General features: G+C 60.5%; 13 protein-coding genes. 6 read left to right on the top strand and 7 right to left on the bottom strand.

All coding sequences use genetic code 11. The annotated features are described in order from the left end of the window. The first annotated feature begins 94 nt into the window (after positions 1 to 94). Positions 95 to 1,213, top strand: a complete 1,119-nt coding sequence (locus tag H3T90_RS02995) for a zinc-binding dehydrogenase (protein WP_052323105.1) — start codon at positions 95 to 97, stop codon at positions 1,211 to 1,213. A 135-nt stretch (positions 1,214 to 1,348) separates the two neighbouring features. Here H3T90_RS02995 and H3T90_RS02990 read toward each other — a convergent pair whose 3' ends face one another. After that, on the bottom strand, positions 1,349 to 2,479 hold the full coding sequence (locus tag H3T90_RS02990) for a glycerate kinase (protein ID WP_198229537.1): 1,131 nt from the start codon (positions 2,477 to 2,479) through the stop codon (positions 1,349 to 1,351). Positions 2,480 to 2,506: 27 nt separating this feature from the next. Further along, complete coding sequence (locus tag H3T90_RS02985) at positions 2,507 to 3,805, bottom strand: GntP family permease (RefSeq protein WP_110424965.1); 1,299 nt, start codon at positions 3,803 to 3,805, stop codon at positions 2,507 to 2,509. A 200-nt stretch (positions 3,806 to 4,005) separates the two neighbouring features. On the opposite strand from H3T90_RS02985, the gene H3T90_RS02980 reads away from it, so the two are divergent. Next, positions 4,006 to 5,190, top strand: coding sequence for a CdaR family transcriptional regulator (locus tag H3T90_RS02980; protein ID WP_198229536.1), 1,185 nt, complete (start codon positions 4,006 to 4,008; stop codon positions 5,188 to 5,190). Between the two features lie 35 nt (positions 5,191 to 5,225). Here the strand turns inward: H3T90_RS02980 and H3T90_RS02975 are convergent, their stop codons facing one another. Beyond that, complete coding sequence (locus H3T90_RS02975; RefSeq protein WP_198229535.1) at positions 5,226 to 5,945, bottom strand: DUF4391 domain-containing protein; 720 nt, start codon at positions 5,943 to 5,945, stop codon at positions 5,226 to 5,228. A gap of 193 nt (positions 5,946 to 6,138) precedes the next feature. Between H3T90_RS02975 and H3T90_RS02970 the strand changes: the two genes are divergently transcribed. Both H3T90_RS02970 and H3T90_RS02965 read left to right on the top strand, forming a co-directional pair. Continuing rightward, complete coding sequence (locus H3T90_RS02970) at positions 6,139 to 7,155, top strand: alpha/beta hydrolase (protein ID WP_232350496.1); 1,017 nt, start codon at positions 6,139 to 6,141, stop codon at positions 7,153 to 7,155. A gap of 113 nt (positions 7,156 to 7,268) precedes the next feature. Then, positions 7,269 to 7,472: a hypothetical protein gene (locus tag H3T90_RS02965; protein ID WP_198229533.1), complete on the top strand. Its 204-nt coding sequence runs from the start codon at positions 7,269 to 7,271 to the stop codon at positions 7,470 to 7,472. A 176-nt stretch (positions 7,473 to 7,648) separates the two neighbouring features. Here the strand turns inward: H3T90_RS02965 and H3T90_RS02960 are convergent, their stop codons facing one another. Continuing rightward, the gene (locus H3T90_RS02960) at positions 7,649 to 7,957 is read right to left on the bottom strand and encodes a hypothetical protein (RefSeq protein WP_198229532.1); all 309 of its coding nucleotides are present in this window, start codon (positions 7,955 to 7,957) and stop codon (positions 7,649 to 7,651) included. A gap of 37 nt (positions 7,958 to 7,994) precedes the next feature. Between H3T90_RS02960 and H3T90_RS02955 the strand changes: the two genes are divergently transcribed. Both H3T90_RS02955 and H3T90_RS02950 read left to right on the top strand, forming a co-directional pair. Continuing rightward, positions 7,995 to 8,951: a nucleoside hydrolase gene (locus tag H3T90_RS02955; protein ID WP_198229531.1), complete on the top strand. Its 957-nt coding sequence runs from the start codon at positions 7,995 to 7,997 to the stop codon at positions 8,949 to 8,951. 51 nt (positions 8,952 to 9,002) lie between these two features. Next, positions 9,003 to 10,391, top strand: a complete 1,389-nt coding sequence (locus tag H3T90_RS02950; protein ID WP_198229530.1) for an MFS transporter — start codon at positions 9,003 to 9,005, stop codon at positions 10,389 to 10,391. A gap of 191 nt (positions 10,392 to 10,582) precedes the next feature. Here the strand turns inward: H3T90_RS02950 and H3T90_RS02945 are convergent, their stop codons facing one another. From H3T90_RS02945 to H3T90_RS02935, 3 genes are all read right to left on the bottom strand, one after another. Beyond that, positions 10,583 to 14,143: an RCC1 domain-containing protein gene (locus tag H3T90_RS02945; RefSeq protein ID WP_198229529.1), complete on the bottom strand. Its 3,561-nt coding sequence runs from the start codon at positions 14,141 to 14,143 to the stop codon at positions 10,583 to 10,585. Between the two features lie 521 nt (positions 14,144 to 14,664). Further along, a complete protein-coding gene (locus H3T90_RS02940) occupies positions 14,665 to 17,826 on the bottom strand; it encodes an RCC1 domain-containing protein (RefSeq protein ID WP_332468226.1) in 3,162 nt (1,053 codons plus the stop codon). 1,105 nt (positions 17,827 to 18,931) lie between these two features. Next, a complete protein-coding gene (locus H3T90_RS02935) occupies positions 18,932 to 22,111 on the bottom strand; it encodes an RCC1 domain-containing protein (RefSeq protein ID WP_332468225.1) in 3,180 nt (1,059 codons plus the stop codon). Positions 22,112 to 22,591: the final 480 nt, after the last annotated feature.

Below are 22,591 nucleotides of genomic sequence, written 5' to 3'. Positions count from 1 at the left end.
TTGAGGATGGCCGTGGTCACAGCGGAATATTCAACGTTGTTTTTGCCCTGCCTGGCATGAGGCCGGTGGCGGCATGGTGATTAGGAGATGGTTTATGCCTCAGAAGATCAAGGCGTCGATTGCTTACGGCATCGGCAAGGGGTTTGCCCAGCCCGAGGAGATCATCATTGATGACCCCATTGGCGCGGAGGTCCTGGTGGACGTGCAGGCCTCGGGTCTGTGCCATTCGGATCTGCATCTGGTCGAGGATGACGACAAGTTCTTCCCCTTCCCGGCTGTGATAGGCCATGAGATCTCGGGCATCGTCGAGGCTGTGGGCCCCGAGGTGTCCGGCATCAAGGTGGGCGACCACGTGGTGGCCTCCCTGGAGCAGGTCTGCGGACACTGCGCCAACTGCCTCAAGGGCCAGCCCCAATCCTGCACCCAGCAGCAGGAGTGCGTGCGCGGTGCGGGCGAGAAGCCCCGTCTTTCCTTCCCAGACGGTCGGCCCATCACCCAGGCCTTCGGCACCGGCGGCTTCGCCGAGAAGGCCCTGATTCACGAGAACCAGCTGGCTGTGGTCAACAACCAGGTCAAGTGGGATGAGGCCGCCTGCATCGGATGCGCCACCATCACCGGAGCCGGAGCGGCCATCAACACCGCACATGTGCGTCCCGGCGACACCGTGGCCGTCATCGGCACCGGTGGCATCGGCCTGAACATCATCTCGGGAGCCCGGATTTGCGGCGCCAAGCGGATCATCGCCATCGACCTGCTGGACAACAAGCTGGAGTTCGCCCGCAAGTTCGGCGCCACCGACGTCATCAACTCCAAGAACGAGGATCCTGTGGCCAAGGTGCGCGAGCTGACCGACGGCGGCGTGGACCAGGCCTTCGAGGCCATCGGTCTGCCCGTCACCATGAAGCAGGCCTGGGACATGCTGGGCGTGGGCGGCACCGCCTACCCGATCGGCCTGACCAAGCCGGATGCCACGGTCTCCCTGGAGATCAACCCGGCTGACCTGCTGGTCCACCAGCGCGGCTTCAAGGGTGTCTGGATGGGCTCCACCAACATCAAGCACGACATCCCTATGTATGCTGACTTCGCTGTGGACGGACGGCTGAATATGCATGACATCGTCAGCCAGCACATCAAGCTGAGCCAGATTGACGAGGCCTACAAGCAGCTGGTCAACGGTGAGGTCATCCGTTCAGTCATCACCGAATTCGACTGATCCCTTCCAACTGTCCGGCATTACTGCTGATGATTGTGCCGAACAGGAGTTCTGACAGGGGTTCTGATTACCAGGGGCTCAGGGTGCGCAAGGCATCCGGAGCCCCTTTTGTGTTCTGCTGATCCGAGAGCCGGATCAGGCCAGGAGTCTGCCAATGTTCTCGGCCACTGCGGCAAGGTTGTCGGCGGCTTTGGCCATGGCCTCCTCAAGGCTGACGGCCCCGGGGCTGATGCTGAAGATGGCATCGATGCCCACCTTGTAGAGCTCTTCGGTACCTGCACCCACGTTCCCTGCCAGGGCGATGACCTTGCAGCCGGGGGAGGACTCCTTGACGGCCTGGGCTGTGCCCATGGGGGTCTTGCCGAAACCGGTCTGGAAGTCGATGCCGCCCTCGCCGGTGAAGCAGAGGTCGGCGCCGCGGGCCAGCTCCTTAAGGCGTGTGGTCTCTACGACAATATTGACGCCTGAGGCCATAACGGCCGGGGTGAAGGCCAGGAATCCTGCGCCCAGACCTCCGGCGGCCCCTGCCCCCGGTTTGGTCTCCACCTCCCGGTGCAGGTCCTTGCGGATGACGGCTGCATAGTGGCCCAGGGCCGCATCCAGGGTGGCCACCATGGATGGGTCCGCCCCCTTTTGCGGCCCGAAGACGGCAGAGGCTCCTTCGGGACCGGTCAGGGGGTTGGTCACGTCCGAGGCCAGACGAATGCGGGTGCTTGCAAGCCTGGGATCCAACCCGGAGACGTCGATTCGGTCCAGTCGAGCCAGTGCAGCTCCTCCCTGACTCAATTCCCGTCCGTCAGCATCCAGCAGCCGGGCACCCAGGGCCTGGGCCATGCCGGCACCGCCGTCGTTGGTGGCCGAACCGCCGAGGCCTACGATGATCTCCTGCGCGCCCTGGTCCAGGGCTTTGCTGATCAGTTCGCCCGTACCATAGGTGGTGGTGACCAGTGGATCTCGGGTCTGTTCGTCGACGAACTGGATGCCGCTGGCCGCAGCCATCTCGATGGCGGCCGTCCGTCCGTCGCCCAGGATGCCGTAGCTGGCGTCCACGGTCTGGCCCAGGGGTCCGGTGACTTGGGTCTGGATCATATGGCCTCCGGTGGCATCGACCAGGGACTGGACCGTGCCCTCGCCGCCGTCGGCCATGGGCACCAGGACCATTTCGGCCTTGAGGGGGCTGCGTTGCAATCCGCGTTCGATGGCTTTTGCAGCCTCCTTGGCGGTCAGGCTGCCCTTGAAGGAGTCGGGTGCAATGATGATTTTCATGGTTGTTACCTTTCCTGACTCGTCGACTCAGAAGACCAGATAGACCAGCATGGCCACCAGGGTCATGGTCAGGCCTACCAGGAACTCAAAGGGGACGACCTTCATCCGCTCGCCCAGGGTCATGTTGATGGACTTGGCGGTGACGTGGAAGTAGTTGCCGTGGGGCAGCTGGTCGATGACCGTGGCGCCCGCCTGCATGGTGACGGCGGCAGCTACCCCCGAGGTGCCAAAGGCCAGGATGGACTTGCCGAATGAGCTGCTGCCCAGGATGACGCCCGTGGATGTGGAGGCCGTGGCGGCGGCCATGAGGATACCGGCGATGGGGGCCAGCATGGATCCGGGCACGCCCATGGCATGGATGAGGTTGACGATCTGCTTGGGCAGGTCGGAGCTGGTGATCAGCCCGCCCAGGGCTCCGGCTCCGATCAGGATGAGGACCACATCAACCATGCGCTGCAGACCGGCGCTGGTGTATGTGAGGATTTTGCCGCCTTGCCCCATGGCCAGCAGGCCTAGGATGGATGCCAGGGGCAGGATGTACATGGCATCCACTTGGAACCGCTCCAGCAGGCCGATGTGCAGAATGGAACCCACGGGGTTGAGCAGGAGCAGGACCACGGCGGTGATAGGGGCCACCAGTGAGCGTCCCAAGGAGGGCAGGTCCTTGTCCTTGGAGGCTTTAGCCGCATCCTCGCCCAGGTCGTCCATGGTGACGATCCGCCCGCGATGCTGCATGATGGTGGCCAGCAGGACGGCCATGGCCAGTCCGCATAGAGCCGGGATGAAGCTGCCGATCATGACAGCCGAGGGCTGTATGTGGAACCCTGAGGCCACCGCGATGGTGTTGGGATTGGGGGAGATGATGTTGCCGGCCTTGCCTCCGCCAGACAGGGCGATCAGCAAAGCCAGCTTGGAGATCTTGAGCCGGCTGCCGACCTCGATGGCGATGGGTGCCACAATCAGAACGGCAACAGGAATGAAGACCCCGACGGCGCAGATGATCATGGTGGCCAGGGCCAGGGAGAGGATGGCCATGCGCTCGCCCAGGCCGTCCACTATGGCTCGAGCTATCCGGTTGGCCGCGCCGGACTCCATCATGACTCCCGCCAGCACTCCTGCAGCCAGGACCCGGATAACCGTGCCCATGACGCTCTGGGAGCCGGCCACCACGATATTGACGGTCTGGCCCAGGGAGGCGCCACCGATTAGGCATCCTACGATGGCTCCCAGCATGAGTGCGTAGGTGGTGTTGAGCTTCTTGAGAATGAGGATAATGGCCAGGGCCAGGCCCAGTAGGGCGGCCCACCATGACAGGGTAATGTCCATGTCAGTTCCTTTGATCCGTAACTTGTGCCAGGGACCAGTGTTGGCATCGTCGTAGCTGCCAGACCAGTAACAGTCCCATGATTTTTCGCACTTCCATTGTGGCTCTGTTTCGCTCTTTTTGCCAGGGCTCCCATACTCGAAAAGCGATGGATGGCGTTGGCAAAAATGGTTCATGTACCATGTCCGTAGGGAGGCAAGCCATGACCATAGATCCTGCGACGGCGCAGACAATCGTCGACAATCTCAAGGATGTAATCGAGTACAACATCAACTTTTTCGACACCGAAGGAACTATGGTGGCCAGCACTGATGCTTCGCGCATAGGCAGCTTCCATGACGCGGCCCGTCAGGCGGCCGTTGATTGCCAGACCGTTGCCGTGGATTGTCGACATCCTTATCAGGGAGCCCGTGACGGTGTCAACGTGCCGGTGGTGCTCAACGATGCGGTGGTGGCGGTCATCGGAATCACTGGACCAGTGAACAAGGTGGGCGCTCTGGGCGGGATCATCGAGCGCATGACCGAGCTCATGCTCTGCGCCAACATGGAGCAGATCGCCCGATTCAACCGGCGGATCATGACCACCAACCTGGTCAACCTGCTGACCCTGGAGCACAAGGACGACGAATTGATGAACGCTCTGGCCCTGGCCCTCGACCTGGATCTGTCGGGTCCACGGCGGGCTCTGGTCGGCCGAGCGCCAGGCATCCGGCTGGAAAGGCTCAACCAGGATCGGCTCTACGAGAGGCTCTGCCAGACATGCCTGTCCTTCGGCGTTCCCCTCTTCGCTGTAAGTCCCAGAGACTTTCGCATTTATGCGCCGCAGATGGGGGATGCCGAGCTTGATGAATTCGTGACTGCTCTGCGCAAGGCCCTTGGTCAGGCAGTAGGCTCCAAGGTGGTGCTGGGTGCGGGAATGATTCAGGCGAATCCGGGCCAGTACTGGCACAGCTACCGACAGGCCTGCGTCGCTGCGCGCTGGGCCGGGTTCACTGCCGATGACCAGCGCTATCGGTACGAGCAGATGGGCGCGGGGCTGCTGATCACCTCACTGTCCAACGAGCAGTGCCGGGCCTTTGTGGATCAGGTCTTTGCGGGTCTGGCGCCGGATCGTGTCGATCGGTTTGAGAGTGTTTTCAGCGCCTATACCCGCCACAATGGCAGCATCACCCATGCCGCCCAGGAGCTTTTCATCCACAAGAACACCATGCAGAACCGGTTGGATGCCCTGGCCAGAGAGACAGGCTACAACCCCCGTCGCCTGAGCGATTATCCCATTCTGGCCACGGCCTTCGAACTTCGCAAATACCTGGCCTACAAGGATATTCCCGACGAAAGCGCCGAGTTGAGTGGCCATACTGAGACCTCTGGTCAGTTTGGTGGATGAACTAGGTCGAACTAGGCCCGACTAAACTCTGTGTTCTAATCCTCTGCCGTCTGATTATCGGCGGAAAGTTGCTTTAGTTCGGCGCGGACTTTCTGGAGTTTGGCGAAGGCTGTGTTGCGGTTCTGGGTGGTTTTGGCCCGGCCGTGGTCTCCGGTCAACTTGGCTTCCTGGGCCTTGAGCAGGTCGATACGCTCGCGGACTGCGAGTCGATTGTCCAGATCTCTGCCGTCGGTCTGGTCCAGGGTCACCTGGGCACAGAGGCTGTCCCAGAGCTGGTCCATATCGTCGCCGGCCAGGGTCAAGTTAGTCTGATCAGCAGGACGGGGTCTGCCCAGGTGGAGCGCATGCCTGGTCTCATGACCGGCTTTGGTGGGCAGGGCCCGGCGGACGGCCGGCGTGCAGACGAGACCCTTTTCACCCTGGTGAATGGTGATGAAAACCATGCCTGAGGAGCGCATGGCGGCGATATGCTCCAGCACGTCCTCCGGCACATTGGGGGTCTTCAACCCGATGGCCATGATCAGCACCTCATGGCAGTGCGCGCCGTCCCTCACAGGAATGGTCCCGGGTCGCAGCAGGGCCAGCATGACGATCTTGTCGACGCTGGTGGAGAAGTGTTGACGCAGTCGTGAGGAGACGGGCGGTCGCGTGGTGAAGGCCCTTATGGGCAGTTCACCCTTGGCTGCTGGAATGGCGGTGGTGGGTGGCAGGCCCAGGGAGAGCGCGGACACGCCTTCGTAGGTTGCGATTGTCATCCTTGGCCTTTCTGTCGCTGTTTCCGTTATTCTACCGGCAGGAGCGCGATCAGAGGCAAGAGTGTCCGTTTGCCGGCAATGTATATTAGCTGTAAACCCGGAAGAGCGGATGCGGGAGCTGAACGAGCTGCAGACATGCGCAAGATATGTGGGTTGGAGTGATGAGGGCTGAATGATGAGCAAAGATGCAAAGATGACTGTAACCGATGAGGAACGCGAACTTTTAGAGGGCTGGACCGAGGTCGATGGCGATCTTGATGGCTGCAGTCCGGATGTGGCTCAGGTCGTTCTGGGCTCCCGGCTGGCCAGCGGGCGCGTGGATGCTCCCCGCTCCCGTCACTGGCAGGTGCCCGAGGGGGTGGACTGCCTGAACGACATCGCCTATGTGGACGATGGTCTGCGCGCCCACAAGCTGGATCTTTACCTTCCTCATGATGCCCTGCTGCGCTACGGCAAGGTGACCCCGGTCTACATCGACATCCACGGCGGAGGGTTCATGTACGGCTACAAGGAACTCAACCGGAACTTCTGTACTCACCTGGCCCAGCGCGGCTTTGCGGTCTTCTCGGTCAACTACCGGCTGATTCCCAGTACGGACTTCATGGGCCAGCTGGGTGACGTGCTGACGGCCCTGACCTGGATAAAGAACCACCTGGACGAGTATCCGGTTTCGCCTGATCGGATCTTTCTGACGGGAGACTCGGCCGGAGGCACGCTGGCCCTCTATACGCTGGCAGTGGAGTCCGATGACCAATTCGCGCAGATGCTGGGGCTGAAACCTGTCGGTCTGCGGCCTCGGGGCGCTGCCTTCGTTTCAGGGCTTTTCGATCTGGCTCCTTACGTATCGGTGGATACGGAAGACCGCCAACCAACCAGTTCACCCACCGATGACCTGGCCATGGTTGCTCCATCCTTCTTCAGAAGCTTTGTGCATGCTGGGGGCGACCAGGCGGCCGACCTGACGACCATGGTCGACATGGTCCACCTGCCGCCGGTCTTCCTGAACACCAGTGCCGACGATTTTCTGCAGGGCGATGCTCTGAAGCTGGCCGAGATTCTGTGCAGGAAGGGCCGCGACTTCGAGCTGCACGACCCGAGGCCCAACCGTCTGCAGACCCTAGGACACGTCTATCCGGTGGCCATGACCTGGCTGGAGGAGAGCCGACAGACCCTGGACCAGATTCGCGATTTCTCCTACGATCTGATTTGAGCCTTTCTGCGCGCCCGGTTCATCCGATCGCTGGCTATGATGGGTAGAGAAAGGTGGGCATCGATGGCGCAAGGCCCCCGGTGTCTGCACAGCCGCTTATAGAGGAGTGATTCATGGACGAGAAGACCTTGGTAGAGAAGCTGAGCAACCTGGAGACCATCGACCAGCTGGTTGACCTGTCCAAGGAACTCGGCCAGCCCCTGTCATACAACGACGCGGACCAGCTCTTCGGCAGGATCAACCAGTGCAAGAATGATGTCGCACAGCTGGGCGGCGACACCATCGCCAAGCTGGCCAAGCAGGTCTTCAACATCTGAGGCATCAGAATCAGAAGTATCAGATTTCATAAGGGCGGGCCGATATCCGGTTCCGCCCTCTTCTTATGTCTGGTCTCATGCCCGGGCCCGGGCCTCTGCCTGGTTCGGTTGGCCGTGGCGGATCAGATGGGCCGGGCTGTCATGCAGGAAGCAGGCCAGCAGGGCCAGGGCGGTCATCAGTTGCAGATTGTGTCGTCGTCCTCGAATTGCGGCTTCAGGTTCCCCTTTCGCCAGATCATCCGGGCAAGATCAGCGTAATCATAGGCATTTGGGGGAGTAGCCTGTCGGTCCAGCTCGCCATTGTCAATCGGGGAATCGCCCGAAAAACCAGCTTCTGGATCCGTTATCCAGGCCCTGGTTGACGGCTGCATGAACATTGAGGATATTGTCCACGACTTGCCCCTGTCATGGGCAGCGAAACTACTCAATTTCGCATATGATAAACAAGCATCCACCACAAGGACATCGTGGATGTATGTGGCCATGGTTCCATACAGCCATGGCAATGAAAGGAAACATTGTATGCGTAAGCTGATTCTCGATCTGGACACTGGTGTCGACGACACTCTGGCCATCTCCTATGCCTTGGGCAGCCCTGAAGTTGAGCTGATCGGCATAACGGGCACCTATGGCAACGTGCTGCTGGAGCAGGGCATCCGCAACGATCTGGCCATCACCGATCTGCTGGGCCACCCCGAGGTCAAGGTCTATCCGGGTCTGTCCCACGCATCCAAGGCGGACTCTTTCAAGGTGCTGCCTGTCTCCGCCTTTATCCACGGAGAGAACGGCATCGGCGACGTAGCCATACCTGACTCCGACCGCAAGGCGGAGACGCAGTCGGCCGTGGACTTCATCATCGAAGCGGTCAATACCTACGGCAAGGATCTGGTCTACGTGCCCACCGGCCCCATGACCAACATCGCTGCTGCCCTGGCCAAGGAGCCTGATATTGCCCAGCGCATCGGCTCCATCGTGCTCATGGGCGGGGCTCTGACCGTGCCGGGCAATGTTGATGCCTGGCAAGAGGCCAATATCTCCCAGGATCCGGACGCGGCCGACGTGCTTTTCCGCTCCGGTGCGCCCGTGACCATGGTCGGCCTGGACGTGACGCTACAGACCCTGCTCACCTACAAGGAGACCGCCCGCTGGCGGCAGCTGGGTACTGCTGCAGGCACCTTCCTGGCGGATATGACCGACTTCTACATCAAGGCCTACGAGACCACCTCGCCCCACCTGGGTGGTTGCGGCCTGCACGATCCACTGGCCGTGGGCGTGGCCGTGGATCCGACCCTGGTGACCACCCTGCCCATGAACATGAAGGTGGAGACCGAAGGGGCCACTCGCGGGCGCACCATCGGTGACGAGCAGCGGCTCAACGACCCGAATAAGACCATGCGCGTGGCCGTCGGCGTGGACGTGCCCCGTTTCCTGGACGAGTTCATGACCCGCATCACGAAGCTGGCCTCCCAGGCTGACTGAGGTCCGCCGTCCCCGGCAAGTTCACGCAAGAGAAAGAGAATTGAAGGCATCATGTCCGAAAAGCAATCCACCGAGGATTCGACAGCCGTACGATCGCTGATCCTGCTGCTGATTACCTTCGTCCTGGGCACCCTGTGCCTGCAAGGCTTCAACCTGGTCTTCCAGCAGGTCGGCAAGGACGCCGGCGCTCCCGACCAGGCCTCGCTGATCACGGCCCTGCCCAGCATCGTCCTGGGCATCGTCTGCTTCATCTACGGGTCCCTGGGCGACTTCGTATCCCTGCGCAAGCTGGTCACCTTCGGCCTGTGCATACTGTTCGTCGGGTCCGTGTATGGGTACGTGGCCAACACGATCATGGCCCCCAACATCTGGAATGTGATTGCGGCCCGGCTGCTGCAGACTGCGGGTGAGCAGGTGGCTGGCTCGGCCTACCTGGTCGTGGCCACCAAGTACCTCAAGCCCTCCCTGAAGGTGATCTTCTTCGGCATCTTCACAGCAGGCTACCAGGTGTCTGCAGCCATCGGCATCTTCGCAGCCGGTCTGCTCAGCTCCATAGCCTGGCAGTACCTCTTCCTGATTCCCGCGGTCACCATCATCTTCCTGCCCATCCTGCTCAAGAGCCTGCCAACCGGCGGCGGCAACGGTGAGAAGGTGGACTGGCTGGGCTTCGTCATCTTCGGACTGGCCACGGCCCTGCTGACCCTCTTCTTCTCTTACACGGCATGGTGGCTGCTGGCGGCCTCCGCTGTCTGCTACCTGATCTTCGCCCTGTACATCAGCCGGGCCCGGAGCCCCTTCATCACCCCGGACTTCTTCCGCAACAAGCGCTGGCTGATGGGCATCGGGCTGATCCTGATCTTCTACTTCATGAACTACTGCATGTCGCCCATCTTCAACGCCATCGGGCGTGACGTCTACAAGGTGTCGACCACCACGGTCTCCCTGCATGTGGTCTGGGCCTTCCTGGTGGCCGCTGTACTGGGCACCACATCGGGCGCCATCGTGGACAGGATCGGCCGCAAGCCCGCCATCATCATCGCCGCCTGCCTGATGATCCTGGGCTTCGCAGGGACGGCTCTGGTGGTCAATTCTGGCCTGCTGGCCCTGACGCTGACTGCCTGCGTCTACTATGCCGGGGTCGGACTGATGTATTCGCCCATCGTCTCCACCGTGCTTGACACCCTGCCTCAGGACCAGTCGGGCCGCGGCGTGGGCATGAACGATCTGGTTATGAACGTGACCGGCTCCATCGGCATCGCCATCATCGGTGGTCTGATGGGCAAACCCAGCCTGGAGGGCTTCAGCATCATGGGCGCCACTGGTCCGGCTGCCAATTACAGCAACCTGCTGCTGATCGGGGCCGCTGTGTCCCTGCTGGGCCTGGTTGTGTATTTGATCTGCAAGAAGACCATCTACGCCACGACTGCAGAGCAGAAGTAGAACAGTTGTAGTCGACCGTCCGAGCGCTATAAGAGGAGTTGCTTCCTGTGCTGCGCTTGGGCGGTCGACTGATATGTGTGGTGGGAGCGCGGGAGGAGTGTCGGCTCACTTGGGGTTTGAGCCTTTATTGACGCTGGCCTCCCTGCTCCCCTGTTCTGGCCGGGGGGGGGGTGATCCGTCCCCGGCCTGTCTTACTCGTACGAAGTGTGTAGCAGCTGTAGTTGTTCTCTGCGGTGGCGGCGGGATGCCAGCACCCCGCCCATGCCGGTCATGCCGGTGGCCAGGGCGAGCAGGATGCCTTCCCCTCCGGCCCGGGGGAGCACGCCTGGAGGCGCTACAGGCATGTACGTGTATTGGAGGTTGTTGTAGGTCAGGGTGCTTCCTGCGCCGCCCAGCGTGTAGTCGACGCTGACCGTGACCGTGCCAGGCAGGTGCGCGGGCGTGGTCACGGTGACGCTGTTGCCATTGCCGCGCGTCAGGCCTTTTGCGGCATCGCGGTCGAATTTGACGCCGGTGATCACCGGCTGCAAATTGAACGCCACCGCCACAGGGACCTTAGAGTCGTCGGTAGTGCCGTCACCGAGGTGGCCGTATTCGTTCCATCCCCATGCTTTGGTGTTCCCGTTTTTGTCGATCGCCAGCGAATTATAGTATCCGGCGCTCACTCGCGCAGCGTTCAGCCAGGGGCCGACTGCATTTGTAGACTGCTCGGAAGCGAACACCTTTACAGGGGTAAGCCGATCTCCCGAATCGTTGTTACCGAGCCCACCATACCAGTTGGCTCCCCACGCCAATGTGTTCCCATCCGTGTCGATAGCCAGTGAATGCCAGCCTCCGGCGCTAATCTGAATGGCTTTCAGCCCTGTGCTTGCATCGGAGGGGTTGCCAGAGTCACGTACGCGCACGGGGACAGTGGAAGATGTTCTGGTGTTGTTGCCGAGCTGGCCATTCGGGTTGTTTCCCCAGGCGTAGGCGTATCCGTCGCTGCCCACGGCCATTGAATGATAAAATCCGGCGCTGATCTGGATGGCTTTCAGCCCCGTATTAACGTTGGATCTTGTCGAGGGATTGCATACGCGTACGGGGACAGAGGAAAACCCACTGCTGGTGTTGTTGCCGAGCTGGCCATATGGGTTGTTTCCCCAGGCGTAGGCGTATCCGTCGCTGCCTAGGGCCAGCGAATAATTGTTCCCGGCGCTGACCTGCACGTAGGTGAAAGCCGACGGCGTGCCTGTAGGCTTCTTCACCATGACCGGCGTAGTCCGGGGGTTGCCGGTCGCCCCGTTGCCGAGCTGGCCATACGCGTTGCTTCCCCAGGCGTAGGCGTTCCCATCGCTACCTAGTGCCAGAGAATGATTGCTTCCAGCGCTGACCTGTATGGCTTTCAGTCCTTTGCCTGTGTCAGTGGGGCTGTTGGGGTCGCGTACGCGCACGGGAACAGAATTCGCATTGTCGCCGCTGGTGGTGTTGTTGCCGAGTTGGCCAACGCCATTGTTTCCCCAGGCGTAGGCGTATCCGTCGCTGCCGAGGGCCAGTGAATGAGAGCCGCCGGCGCTGACTTGCACGTAGGTGAAAGCCGACGGCGTGCCTGTAGGCTTCTTCACTATGACCGGCGTAGTCCGGGGATTGACGGTCGTCCCGTCGCCAAGCTGGCCATACGTGTTGTTTCCCCAGGCGTAGGCGTTCCCATCGCTACCCACCGCCAAGGAAAAACCATAACTATAGTCTGTTGACCCGGCAATCTGGTTGAATTTGGTGCCGTTGGTAGTCGCTGGCGGTGTGATGGTGGTCTGCTGCCCTCCTGTCCGGCTGCCTCTGTCGGGATTGATACTCCACGTCTTGCTGGCGCTTGTGCTTGTCCATTTGGCGGTGAGGGTGAGGTTTTGGGTGACGGGTGTGCTGAAGTCGTAGGCGACCTGTCCGGTGAACCATCCGTCGAACTGGTAGCCTTGGCGTGTCGGGTCGGGGGAGGGTCGTTTGGCCCTGCCGTACGGGGTGGAGACATTCTGGTCTGCGGGTTTGGGGTTTCCCTCTCCTGCGTCGAAGTGGATTGTCAGTGCAGAGCTTCGTTCGGCGTTCCTGGTCAGGGGCTGGTCGACCGTGTACTTGAGGCTTCTGGTGAAGGTCTGGCTGTCTTGTCTGCCGGCGATGGTGATGGCGGCTGGTCCGGGTTTGCGGGCGGGCATGTCCGCCTGCCAGGCGTCGCCGGTCCTGGTGAGTGTGAGCGTCTGGCCGTCCAGGCTGGCTGTTTCCAGTGTGGACGCGGTGCTGGAGACGAGCCTGGATGGCTTGCCGGGCTTGCCTTGAGCGTCCAGGCTCCACTGGTATAGGCTGCCTTGTCTGCTGGTGGCGGTGATCCTGCCGTCGGCTTCGACGGCCTGCATGTAGGGCTGGCTCCCGTTGTCCGCCCGGACGGGTTTGCTGCCGGGCTTCCAGGCCCAGACTTGGCCGTCCCTGCCGGTGATGATGGCCTGGTCCTTGTCGCCGGCGATCCTGCTGGCCTGCACGCCGCCCGGCATGCTGACCTGGGTCATGGCGGTCGTGCCGTCTGACAGGTACCAGGCCTGCCTGTCCGCGTCCTGGAGGAGGAATTCTCCGCTGAGGGCTTGGGCTTGGATGATGCGCATGCCCGTCTCCTGTTTGACGGGTTCGGGTTCGGTTTTTCCGGTGTTGCTCGTCTCCCAGGTCCAGGTTTGCCCGTCCGCGTCCAGGATGAGGATCCGCTTGTCGGAGGCGGCGGCGGTCACGGCCTGCGCCTGCCCGGGCAGGCTGGCCGTGGCCTTCTGGGTGAATTCCGGGGTCTGGTCCTGGCTGCCGGCCTGGCTGGCCTGGTAGGCGTGGACCTGTCCCTGCCGGTCCACCGCCAGGAGCAGGTCATTGTCCGTGCTGATGCTGGTGAACCCGGTGTTCCGGTCAGTGTTGAGGATGGTGGGCGTGGCCTGTGCGCTGGTCCAGGTGTAGACCTGCTGGTCGGAGCCGAGGGCGGCCCGCCACCGGCTGCCGGCTGCGGCCCGCAGGTAGTGGAACCCTTCGGCGGCATGGGCGGGGGAGGGCACCTGTTTGGGTGTGCCCTCTTGCGACCAAGTGTAGATGCGGCCGTTGCCGGTCAGGCCGACGGCCTGTTCGCCTGCGGCGTGGATGCTGCTGAAACGTGGTTCTTGCTTGTCGGGCGGGTTGATGGTCAGGCGGGTGCCGGTGGCGGGCCCGTGGTCCGGGCTCAGCGTCCAGTCCGTGGTTTTCGACCACTGGGCTTTCAGGGTCGTGTCCTGGAGGACGGGGGCCTGGAAGTCATAGGGCTGGCCGTCAAGCATCCACCCGTCGAACCGGAAGCCATCACGCTGAGGATTGTGTTCCGGAGGGGCGGCGAGAGTCCCGGTCTTCACGCTCGCCTGGGTTGGCCTGCTGCCGTCAGCCGGGTCGAAGCGCACCGTATGCGAGGCCTGGTCATCCGTCTGCTCGGATGGCTTGTCTGAAGCGGAGTCTGTGTTTTCTGATGTGCCCGTCGGCGATGACGGGATGTCCGGATTTGGCGTTGCCGAGCTTAACGGCGAGGCGGTTTCCGGAGGTGAGGGCAGGGGAGTATTGGTTGCGCTGTTGGGGGGAATGGCGGGGGTTTGTTCAGCTACGTGGGGGCCTGATCCGGCGGGTGCAGGAGCGTCCGCTTGGGCGGATGCGACGCCCAGGCCTGCCAGCAGGCCCAACAGGACGGCCGTCATCGCCAACGCGCGACGCAGACGGGAAACCAGACGCATGAAACCAACCCCCCAACCAACATCAAGCGGTATAAACACCGCCTGTCTTGCCATATCTTAACGTCATTACTGTCGGAAAGCCGTATTTCCTGCCTCCGCCAGCCCTGCATCCCATCGCAGGAACCAGTAATGAAAAGCCAGCCGGTCCACGACACCCCTGTTTTCGCCCAACCACCCAGCACACAAACAGCACACATAAGCCAGAGTCAGCCGCCCGGCTGCAATGATCCTCTCGGCTAGGGAGGACGGCTGCTTACAGCAATTATCTGGGATGTGAGTATGGACAGTGGCTGGGCTGACTTGTGCTCATGTGCCATCGGCCTGCCTGCCCGCGTTTCGCTATCTGCAGTGTAGAAGCGGGGAGCGCATAACCGCCTTCAATTTTTTGTCAGCAGTAATTGACAATAGTGTGGTGGGGGGCGCGGGAGGCGTGTCGGCTCACTTGGGGTTGAGCCTTGTATGACATTCCTCCGTGCGCCCCTTGTAAGCCGGGGCGGGGGATTGATCCGTCCTGGCCTTTCTTACTCGCGCAAAGTGTGTAGCAGTTGTCTCTGTTCTCTCAGATGACGGCGGGAGGCCAGCACCCCGCCCATGCTGGTCATGCCGGTGGCGAGGACGAGCAGGACGCCTTCACCGCCGGCTTTAGGCAACACACCCAAGGGTGTGTACGTGTATCTGAGGGAGTCGTAGGTCAGGGTGCTTCCTGTGCCGCCCAGCGTGTAGTCGACGCTGACCGTGACCTCGCCCGGTTCATGAGGGGGCGTGGTCACGGTGACGCTGCCATCGTCCTGGCTTTTAGATATATTCTTAATGGCCATGCCGGCGAAGCTGACACCGGTGATTACTGGAGATAGGTCGAACGTCACCGGCACCGGAACACGATTCGCGTCGTTGCCGCTGGTGGTGCCGTTGCCAAGCTGACCGTACCGGTTGAATCCCCATGCACTTGTGTTACCGTCTTTGCCGATTGCCAGCGAATGATTCCCTCCGGCGCTAATTTGCGCTGTGCTCAGCCAGGATCCAGCAGCGCTCGTGGATTTAGCGGAAGCGAACACCTTCACAGGGGAATGTTGATCGCTCGTGGTGTTGTTGCCAAGCTTTCCATAGTTGTTTTGTCCCCACGCCCAGGCGTTTCCATCCGTGTCGACAGCCAGCGAATGAGCCCATCCGGCGCTCACTTGCACAGCCTTCAGCACTGTACTTGTATCCTTTGGGTTGAGAAGCACCGAACTGGGGACAGGATTCCTTAGGCTGCTTGTGCTGCCGTTGCCGAGTTGGCCATAGTCGTTGTGCCCCCATGCCCATGTGTTCCCATCTTGGTCGATTGCCAGCGAAAGAGAGCCTCCGGCGCTGACTTGGACAGCTTTGAGTACCGTGCTTGCATGCTTGGGATCGAGCAGCACCGAGCTGGGAGTAGGATTCGCGTTAGTGCCGCTGGTTTTTCCGTTGCCGAGTTGGCCATAGTCGTTGCGTCCCCATGCCCATGTGTTCCCATCTTGGTCGATTGCCAGCGAATGAAAATCTCCGGCGCTGACTTGGACAGCTTTGAGTACCGTGCTTGCATGCTTGGGATCGAGCAGAACTGACTGAGGGGTGTTAGTGCCCCTGGTATTTCCGTTGCCGAGTTGGCCGTTGTCGTTGTTTCCCCATGCCCATGTGTTCCCATCTTGGTCGATTGCCAGCGAAAACAACCTTCCGGCGCTCACCTGTATGGCTTTCAGCCCCTTATCAACGTTGGATCCTGTGGAAGGATCGCATACGCGCACGGGGACGGACGAAAAGCTTGTTGTGTTGTTGCCGAGCTGGCCGTTGTTGTTGTTTCCCCAGGCGTAGGCGTATCCGTCGCTGCCCACGGCCAGTGAATGATCGGTTCCGGCGCTGACCTGCACGTAGGTGAAGTCAGCCGACACGCCTGCAGGCTTCTTCACTATGACTGGTGTATTTCGGTTGCTGGTATTTCCGTTGCCGAGCTGGCCGTAGTTGTTGAATCCCCAGGCGTAGGCATTGCCGTCGCTGCCCACAGCCAAGGAGAAGTTGTTGGTGCCTGAGCTGCTGATTTGGTTGAATTTGGTGCTGTTGGCAGCTGCTGGCGGAGTGATGGTGGTCTGTTGTCCTCCTGTCTGGCTGCCTTTGTCGGGGTTGATTTTCCATGTGTTGTTGGGGTCTTTTAGGGTCCATTTGGCGGTGAGGGTGAAGTTCTGGGTGACGGGTTTGCTGAAGTCGTAGGCGACCTGCCCGATGAACCATCCGTCGAACTGGTAGCCGTCGCGTACCGGGTCGGGGGAGGGCCGTTTGGCCCTGCCGTACGGGTAGGGGACACTCTGGTCTTTAGGCTTGGTGCCTTCTTCGCCCGTGTCGAAGGTGACTGTGTGGGTGGTGTCCGTAGTGGTGTCTCTGGTCAGGGTCTGGTCGACCGTGTAGTTGAGGCTCCTGGTGAAGGGCTGGCCGTATTGGTTGCCGGTGATGGTGATGGCTGCTGGTCCGGGCTTGCGGGCAGGCATGTCCGTCTGCCAGGCGTCGCCGGTCTTGCTGAGTGTGAGTGTCTGGCCGTCCATACTGGCTGTTTCCAGAGTGGGTGCCTGTGTGATGATGGTTCTTTTTGGTTTATCAGGCTGGCCCTGCTCATCAAGTTTCCACTGGTATAGGCTGCCTTGTCTGCTGATGGCGGTGATTCTGCCGTCGGCTTCGGAGGCTTGCATGTAGGTCTGGCTGCCGTCGTCCGCCCGCTCGGGTTTGTTGCCGGGCTTCCAGGCCCAGACTTGGCCGTCCATATCGGTGATGATGGCCTGGCTGCCGTTGGTGGTGATTGATCGGGCTTTCATGCTTTCCGGCAGGCTGGCGGCTGTTATTTTGGTCGAGCTGTCGTTTAGGTACTGGGTCTGCCCGTCCGCATCCAGGAGGAGGAACCCCTTGTTGAGGGCTTGGGCTTGGATGATGCGCATGCCCGGTTCCTGTTCGATGCGTGAAGGCCTGGCGTTTCCCGAGGCCGTTTTCCAGGTCCAGGTTTGCCCGTCCGCGTCCAGGATGAGGATCCGCTTGTCGGAGGCGGCGGCGGTCATGGCCTGAGCATGCCCGGGCAGGCCGGTTGCGGCCTGCTGGGTGAATTCCGTCTGGTCCTGGCTGCCGGCCTGGTAGGCGTGGACGTGTCCCTGCCGGTCCACCGCCAGGAGGCGGTCGTCATTCATGCTGATGCTGGTGAACCCGGTGTTCCGGTCGGTGTCGAGGATTACGGGTTCAGTCTGTCCGCTGTGCCAGATGTAGATCCGCTGGTCGGAGCCGAGGGCCGCCTGCCACCGGCTGCCGGCTGCGGCCTGCAGATAATGGAACCCGCTGGGAGCCTGGGCGGGGAAGGGAACCTGCTTGGGCGGGCTATCTTTCGTCCATGTGTAGATGCGGCCGTCGCCGGTCAGGCTGACAGTCTGCTCGCCTGCGGCGTGGATATTGCTGAAACGTGGTTCTTGCTTGTCGGGCGGGTTGATGGCCAGGCGGGCTCCGGAGGCGGGCCCGTGGTCCGGGCTCAGCGTCCAGTCTGTGACTTTGGTCCACTGGGCTTTCAGGGTCGTGTCCTGGAGGATGGGGGTTTGCAAGTCGAAAGGCTGACCGTCATATGTCCACCCGTCGAACCGGAAGCCCTCACGCTGCGGATTCCGTTCCGGAGGCGAGGCGAGAATCCCATTCTTCACGCTCGCCTGTGTTGGTTTGCTTCCGTCGGTCGGGTCGAAGCGCACCACGTGCGCGGCCTGAGCATCCGTTATTTCTGTTGATTTGGCCGGAGCCGATTCGCCGCTGCCTGTGCTGCCCGTCGGCGATGAGGGAGCATTTGGGCTTGCTGTTGCGGTGCTTAACGGCGATGCTGTTGTCAGAGGCGATGGCGAGGGAAGTTGAGTATTTGATGCACTGCTGGGGAAAGAGGCGGGATTTTGCTCAGCTACGCGAGGGGTCTGACGACCCCCCCCCCCCGGTGAGGATAGGAGCGTCCGCTGCGTTGGCGGACGCGACGCCCAAGCCTGCCAGCAGGCTCAGTAGGACGATCATCATCGCCGAAACGGAACGCAGACGGGAAACCAGATGCATGACTTATAAACCCCTTACCGACACCAAGCAAAGCCAACTGCTCGCCTATAACGTCTTGTCTGCCAGAAAACTATTCTTTCTTCCAATGCCAGCTCAGCATCAGATTGCACGAGCCATAGCGGAAAGCCAGCCGTTTCCCGACACCCCTATCTTCACCATACCACCAAGTTAAAAAGCAACACACAAAGCAATTGGTGGTAAGCGATTTGGAACTATTTGGACTATGGACCGTGTAATCGTCGGTTTTTATGGCATAACAGCAATTCCGATTAATTGCATTACTGATGGAGCTGCACGCAAGCATCGCTCCTATTGGCTCTTATCTCCTTCACGAAGTTCAACATGTGCCTGGCGATAGAGGCTGAAGGGTGGATCTAGTCTGGAGTGCCCCAACATCTTGGGGGATTCGACTGCATTAACGTGCCTCAGATTGACGCCGCTATGTCTTTGCTTGATCGGCAAAACGACCATCTGCTTTAAACTTGTCGGCCAATAATAGACCGGTTGTCAGGTTTGTTCCCGATGCAGGATAATCGGCTGACTGCGCGCGATAAAAGCTGCCGCTTCCACTATTGCTGTCGGTGGTCGATTGATAGATGTGGTGGGGGCGCGAGAGGGGTGTCGGCTCCCTTGGGGATTGAGCCTTGAATGACACTCGCCTCCGTGCGCCCCCAGTGAGGCCGAGGCGGGGGGATTAATCCGTCCCGGTCTTTCTTACTCGTGCGAAGCGTGTGACAGCTGTCGCTGTTCCCTCCGGTAGTGACGAGCTGCTATGACACCCCCCATGCCGATCATGCCGGTGGTCAGGGCGAGCAGTATGCCTTCCCCGCCGGCCTGAGGGAGCACGCCCAAAGGCGTGTAGGTATATCTGAGGGTGGTGTCCGGCTTTTGGGCTGCGCCGCCCAGCGTGTAGTCGACGCTGACCGTGACCGTGCCCGGCTCATGAGCGGGTGTGACCACTGTGACGCTGCCGTCATCTTGGCTTTTGGGTAGGTCCTTTACGACGGTGCGGTCGAATGTGATGCCGGTGATCACCGGCTGCAGGTTGAACACTACTGGTACTGGGGCTAAACTCCGACTCCCTGCGTCAGGATTGCCGAGTTGGCCATAGTAGTTGTATCCCCATGTTCTGGCGCTCCCCTCCTCGTCGATTGCCAACGAATGCCAGCCTCCACTACTGATCTGTGTAGCGTTCAAGCATGGGCCTGGTGAGCTTGTGGATTGGGTGGAGGCGAATACCTTCACCGGAGAATGCTGATCATTCGTGGTGTTGTTGCCGAGCTGGCCATACTCGTTACTCCCCCATGCCCAGGCCCTTCCCTCCTCGTCGATTGCCAGCGAATGCTTAAATCCGGCGCTTGCTTGTATTACTTTCACCTCCTTGTTTTCGGTGGTGGGGAATTGTACGGACGCGGGAAGAGAATTCGCGTTTTTGCCGCTGGCGCTCCCGTTGCCGAGTTGGCCATAATAGTTGTATCCCCATGCCCAAGCCTGGCCATCAGTGTCGATTGCGAGCGAGTGCCAGCCTCCTGCACTGACCTGTACAGCTGTAACGCTGCCTGACTCTTTCTTGGGGTATTGCACCAGCGTGGGAGCGGTATTTGTACTACTATCGCCGTTGCCGAGTTGGCCATACCTGTTGTATCCCCATGCCCAGGTGTTGCCTTCATTGTCGATTGCCAGCGAATGCTCATACCCGGCACTTGCTTGTATTACTTTCACCTCTTTGTCCTCAGTTATGGGGAATTTTGCGCGTACCGGAATAGAATTCGCGACATTAGACGCACTGCTAGTGCCGTTGCCGAGCTGGCCATAGTGATTACGTCCCCATGCCCAGGTGCTTCCATTTGCATCAATTGCCAGCGAATGTTCGCCTCCGGCACTCACTTGTATGGACTTCAGTCCCGTGGTCGCATTGGAGCTGGTAGCGGGGTCACGCACTCGCAAGGGAGCAGTGGAATAACCGCCGTTGGTATTGTTGCCAAGCTGGCCATATGTGTTGTCTCCCCAGGCGTACACGTATCCGTCGCTGCCCAGGGCAAGCGAATGCCCATCTCCGGCGCTAACCTGTACATAGGTGAAATCATTTGGTAGATTCGTATATATCATGGGATCGGGCTTCTTCACCACGACCGGCTTGTCTCGTTGAGTAGTGGTCCCATCGCCAAGCTGGCCATAGTCATTGTTCCCCCAAGCGTAGGCGTTTCCATCACTGCCCACAGCCAAGGAAAAAGCAAACCAAGTGCTTTTTGAGCTGCTGATCTGGTTGAATTTGATGCCGCTGATATTGGCGGGTGGGGTGATGGTGGTCTGTTGCCCGCCAAGCTGGCCACCCTTGTCAGGGTTGATCTTCCAAGTGTTGCCCGGGTTCTTGGGTGTCCATTTGGCGGTGAGCGTGAGGTTGTCTGTGACAGGCTTGCTGAAGTCGTAGGCGACGTTTTTGATGAACCACCCGTCAAACAGGTAGCCTTGACGGGCCGGATCGGGGGAGGGCCGCTGTACCCTGCCGTACGGATAGGAGACCTTCTGGTTGCTGGGTGTCGGGTCTCCCTCGCCTGTGTTGAAGTAAACCGTGTAGCTGGTTTCTGTTTCGGTGTCCCTGGTCAGCGGCTGGTCTACGGTGTATTGGAGACTTTTGGTGAAGGTCTGGTCATCCTGCCTGCCGACGAGTGTGATGGTGGTTGGTCCGGGCTTGTGGGCTGGGGCATCTGCCTGCCAGGTATGATTCTTTCCGGTGAGTTTCAGCGGCTGGCTGTCCATACTGGCTGATTCAAGGGTGGGCGCCTGAGTGGTGTTGAGCCTGACCGGTTTGCTGAGTTGGCCTTGAGCGTCCAGACTCCACGTGAGTATGCTGCCATGCTTGTCGATGGCGGTGATCTTGCTGCCAACACTGGCGGCTTGTACGTACTGCTGGTTCCCGTTGTATACGCGCATCGGCGTTTCGCTGGGCTTCCACGTCCAAACGCGTCCCTCTGTGTCTGTGATCAAGGCCTGGTCCTCGTTGGCGATGATCCAGCTGGTCTGCGCGCCGTCCGGCAAGCCGACTAGGTTCATGTTGGTTGTGCCGTCGGCCAGGTACCAAGCCTGACCGTCCGCGGCCAGGAGGAACCCTTGGTTGAGAGCTGCTGCTTGGATGATGCGTCTGCCCTGGTCCTGCTTGACGCGTGCTGGTTCGGCTTTTCCAATCTTGCTCGTCTCCCAGGTCCAGGCCTGTCCGTCCGCGTCCAAGATGAGGATCCGCTTGTTGGAGGCGGCGGCGAGGATGGCCTGCGCTTTTCCGGGCAGGCTGGTTGCGGCTTGTTCTGTCGGTTTTATGCTCTGGTTGTCTATTGGGTCGGTTTGGAAGAGGTGGACTTGTCCTTGCCGGTCCACCGCTAGCAGCTGATCATCGTGCATGCTGATGCTGGTGAACCCGGTGTTCTGGTCAGTGTTGAGGATGGTGGGCGTGGCTTGCGCGCTGGTCCAGGTGTAGATCTGGTGGTCGGATCCTAAAGCGGCATCCCAATGGCTGCCGGCTGCGGCCTGCAGGTAATGGAACCCGTCGGCAGTATGGGTGGGGAAGGGGACCTGCTTTGGTGTGCTTTCCTGCATCCATATGTAGATTCTGCCATCGCCGGTCAGTCCGACAGTCTGGTCGCCTGCGGCGTGGATATTGCTGAAACGTGGTTCTTGCTTGTCGGGCGGGCTGATGGTCAGACGGGCTCCGGAGGCGGGCCCGTGGTCCGGGCTCAGCGTCCAGTCCGTGATTTTCGACCACTGAGCTTTCAGGGTTATATTCCGGAGTACCGGGGTTTGGAAGTCATAGGGCTGGCCGTCAAGCGTCCACCCGTCGAACCGGAAGTCCTTACGTTGCGGATTCTTTTCCGGAGAGGTGGCTAAAGACCCGGTTTTCACGGCTGCTTTGGTTGGTGTGCTGCCGTCGGCCGGGTCGAAGTGCACCTCGTGTGCATCTTGATCATCCGTTTTTTCTGATGATTTAGCCGCAACGGAGTTTGTGCTGTCAAGTGTTCCCGTCGTTGATGACGGGGTGACTGGACTCGCTGTTGGGCTTAATGGTGTGGTGGCTTGTAATACCGATGGTGAGGGCAGTGGTGTGCTGGTTGTGCTGCTGGGGGTAATGCCTGGGGTTTGTTTAGCTACGCGAGGGGTCTGACGACCCCCCCCCCCCGGTGAGTACAGGAGCGTCCGCCTGGGCGGATGCGACGCTCAGACCTGTCAGTAGGCTCAGCAGGACGGTCGTCATTGCCAAGATGCGGCGCAGACGGAAAACCATATGCATGAAACCAAAACCCCTTCACCAAACGTCAAGCGGTGTCAAAGCCGCCTGCACATAACGTCTTGTCTGTCGGAAAGTCCTTCTGTCTTTCAATGCCG

This window comes from Bifidobacterium polysaccharolyticum (genome assembly GCF_016101585.1).
Taxonomy (GTDB): domain Bacteria; phylum Actinomycetota; class Actinomycetes; order Actinomycetales; family Bifidobacteriaceae; genus Bombiscardovia; species Bombiscardovia polysaccharolytica.
This window is presented reverse-complemented; position numbering and strand designations above follow the sequence as displayed.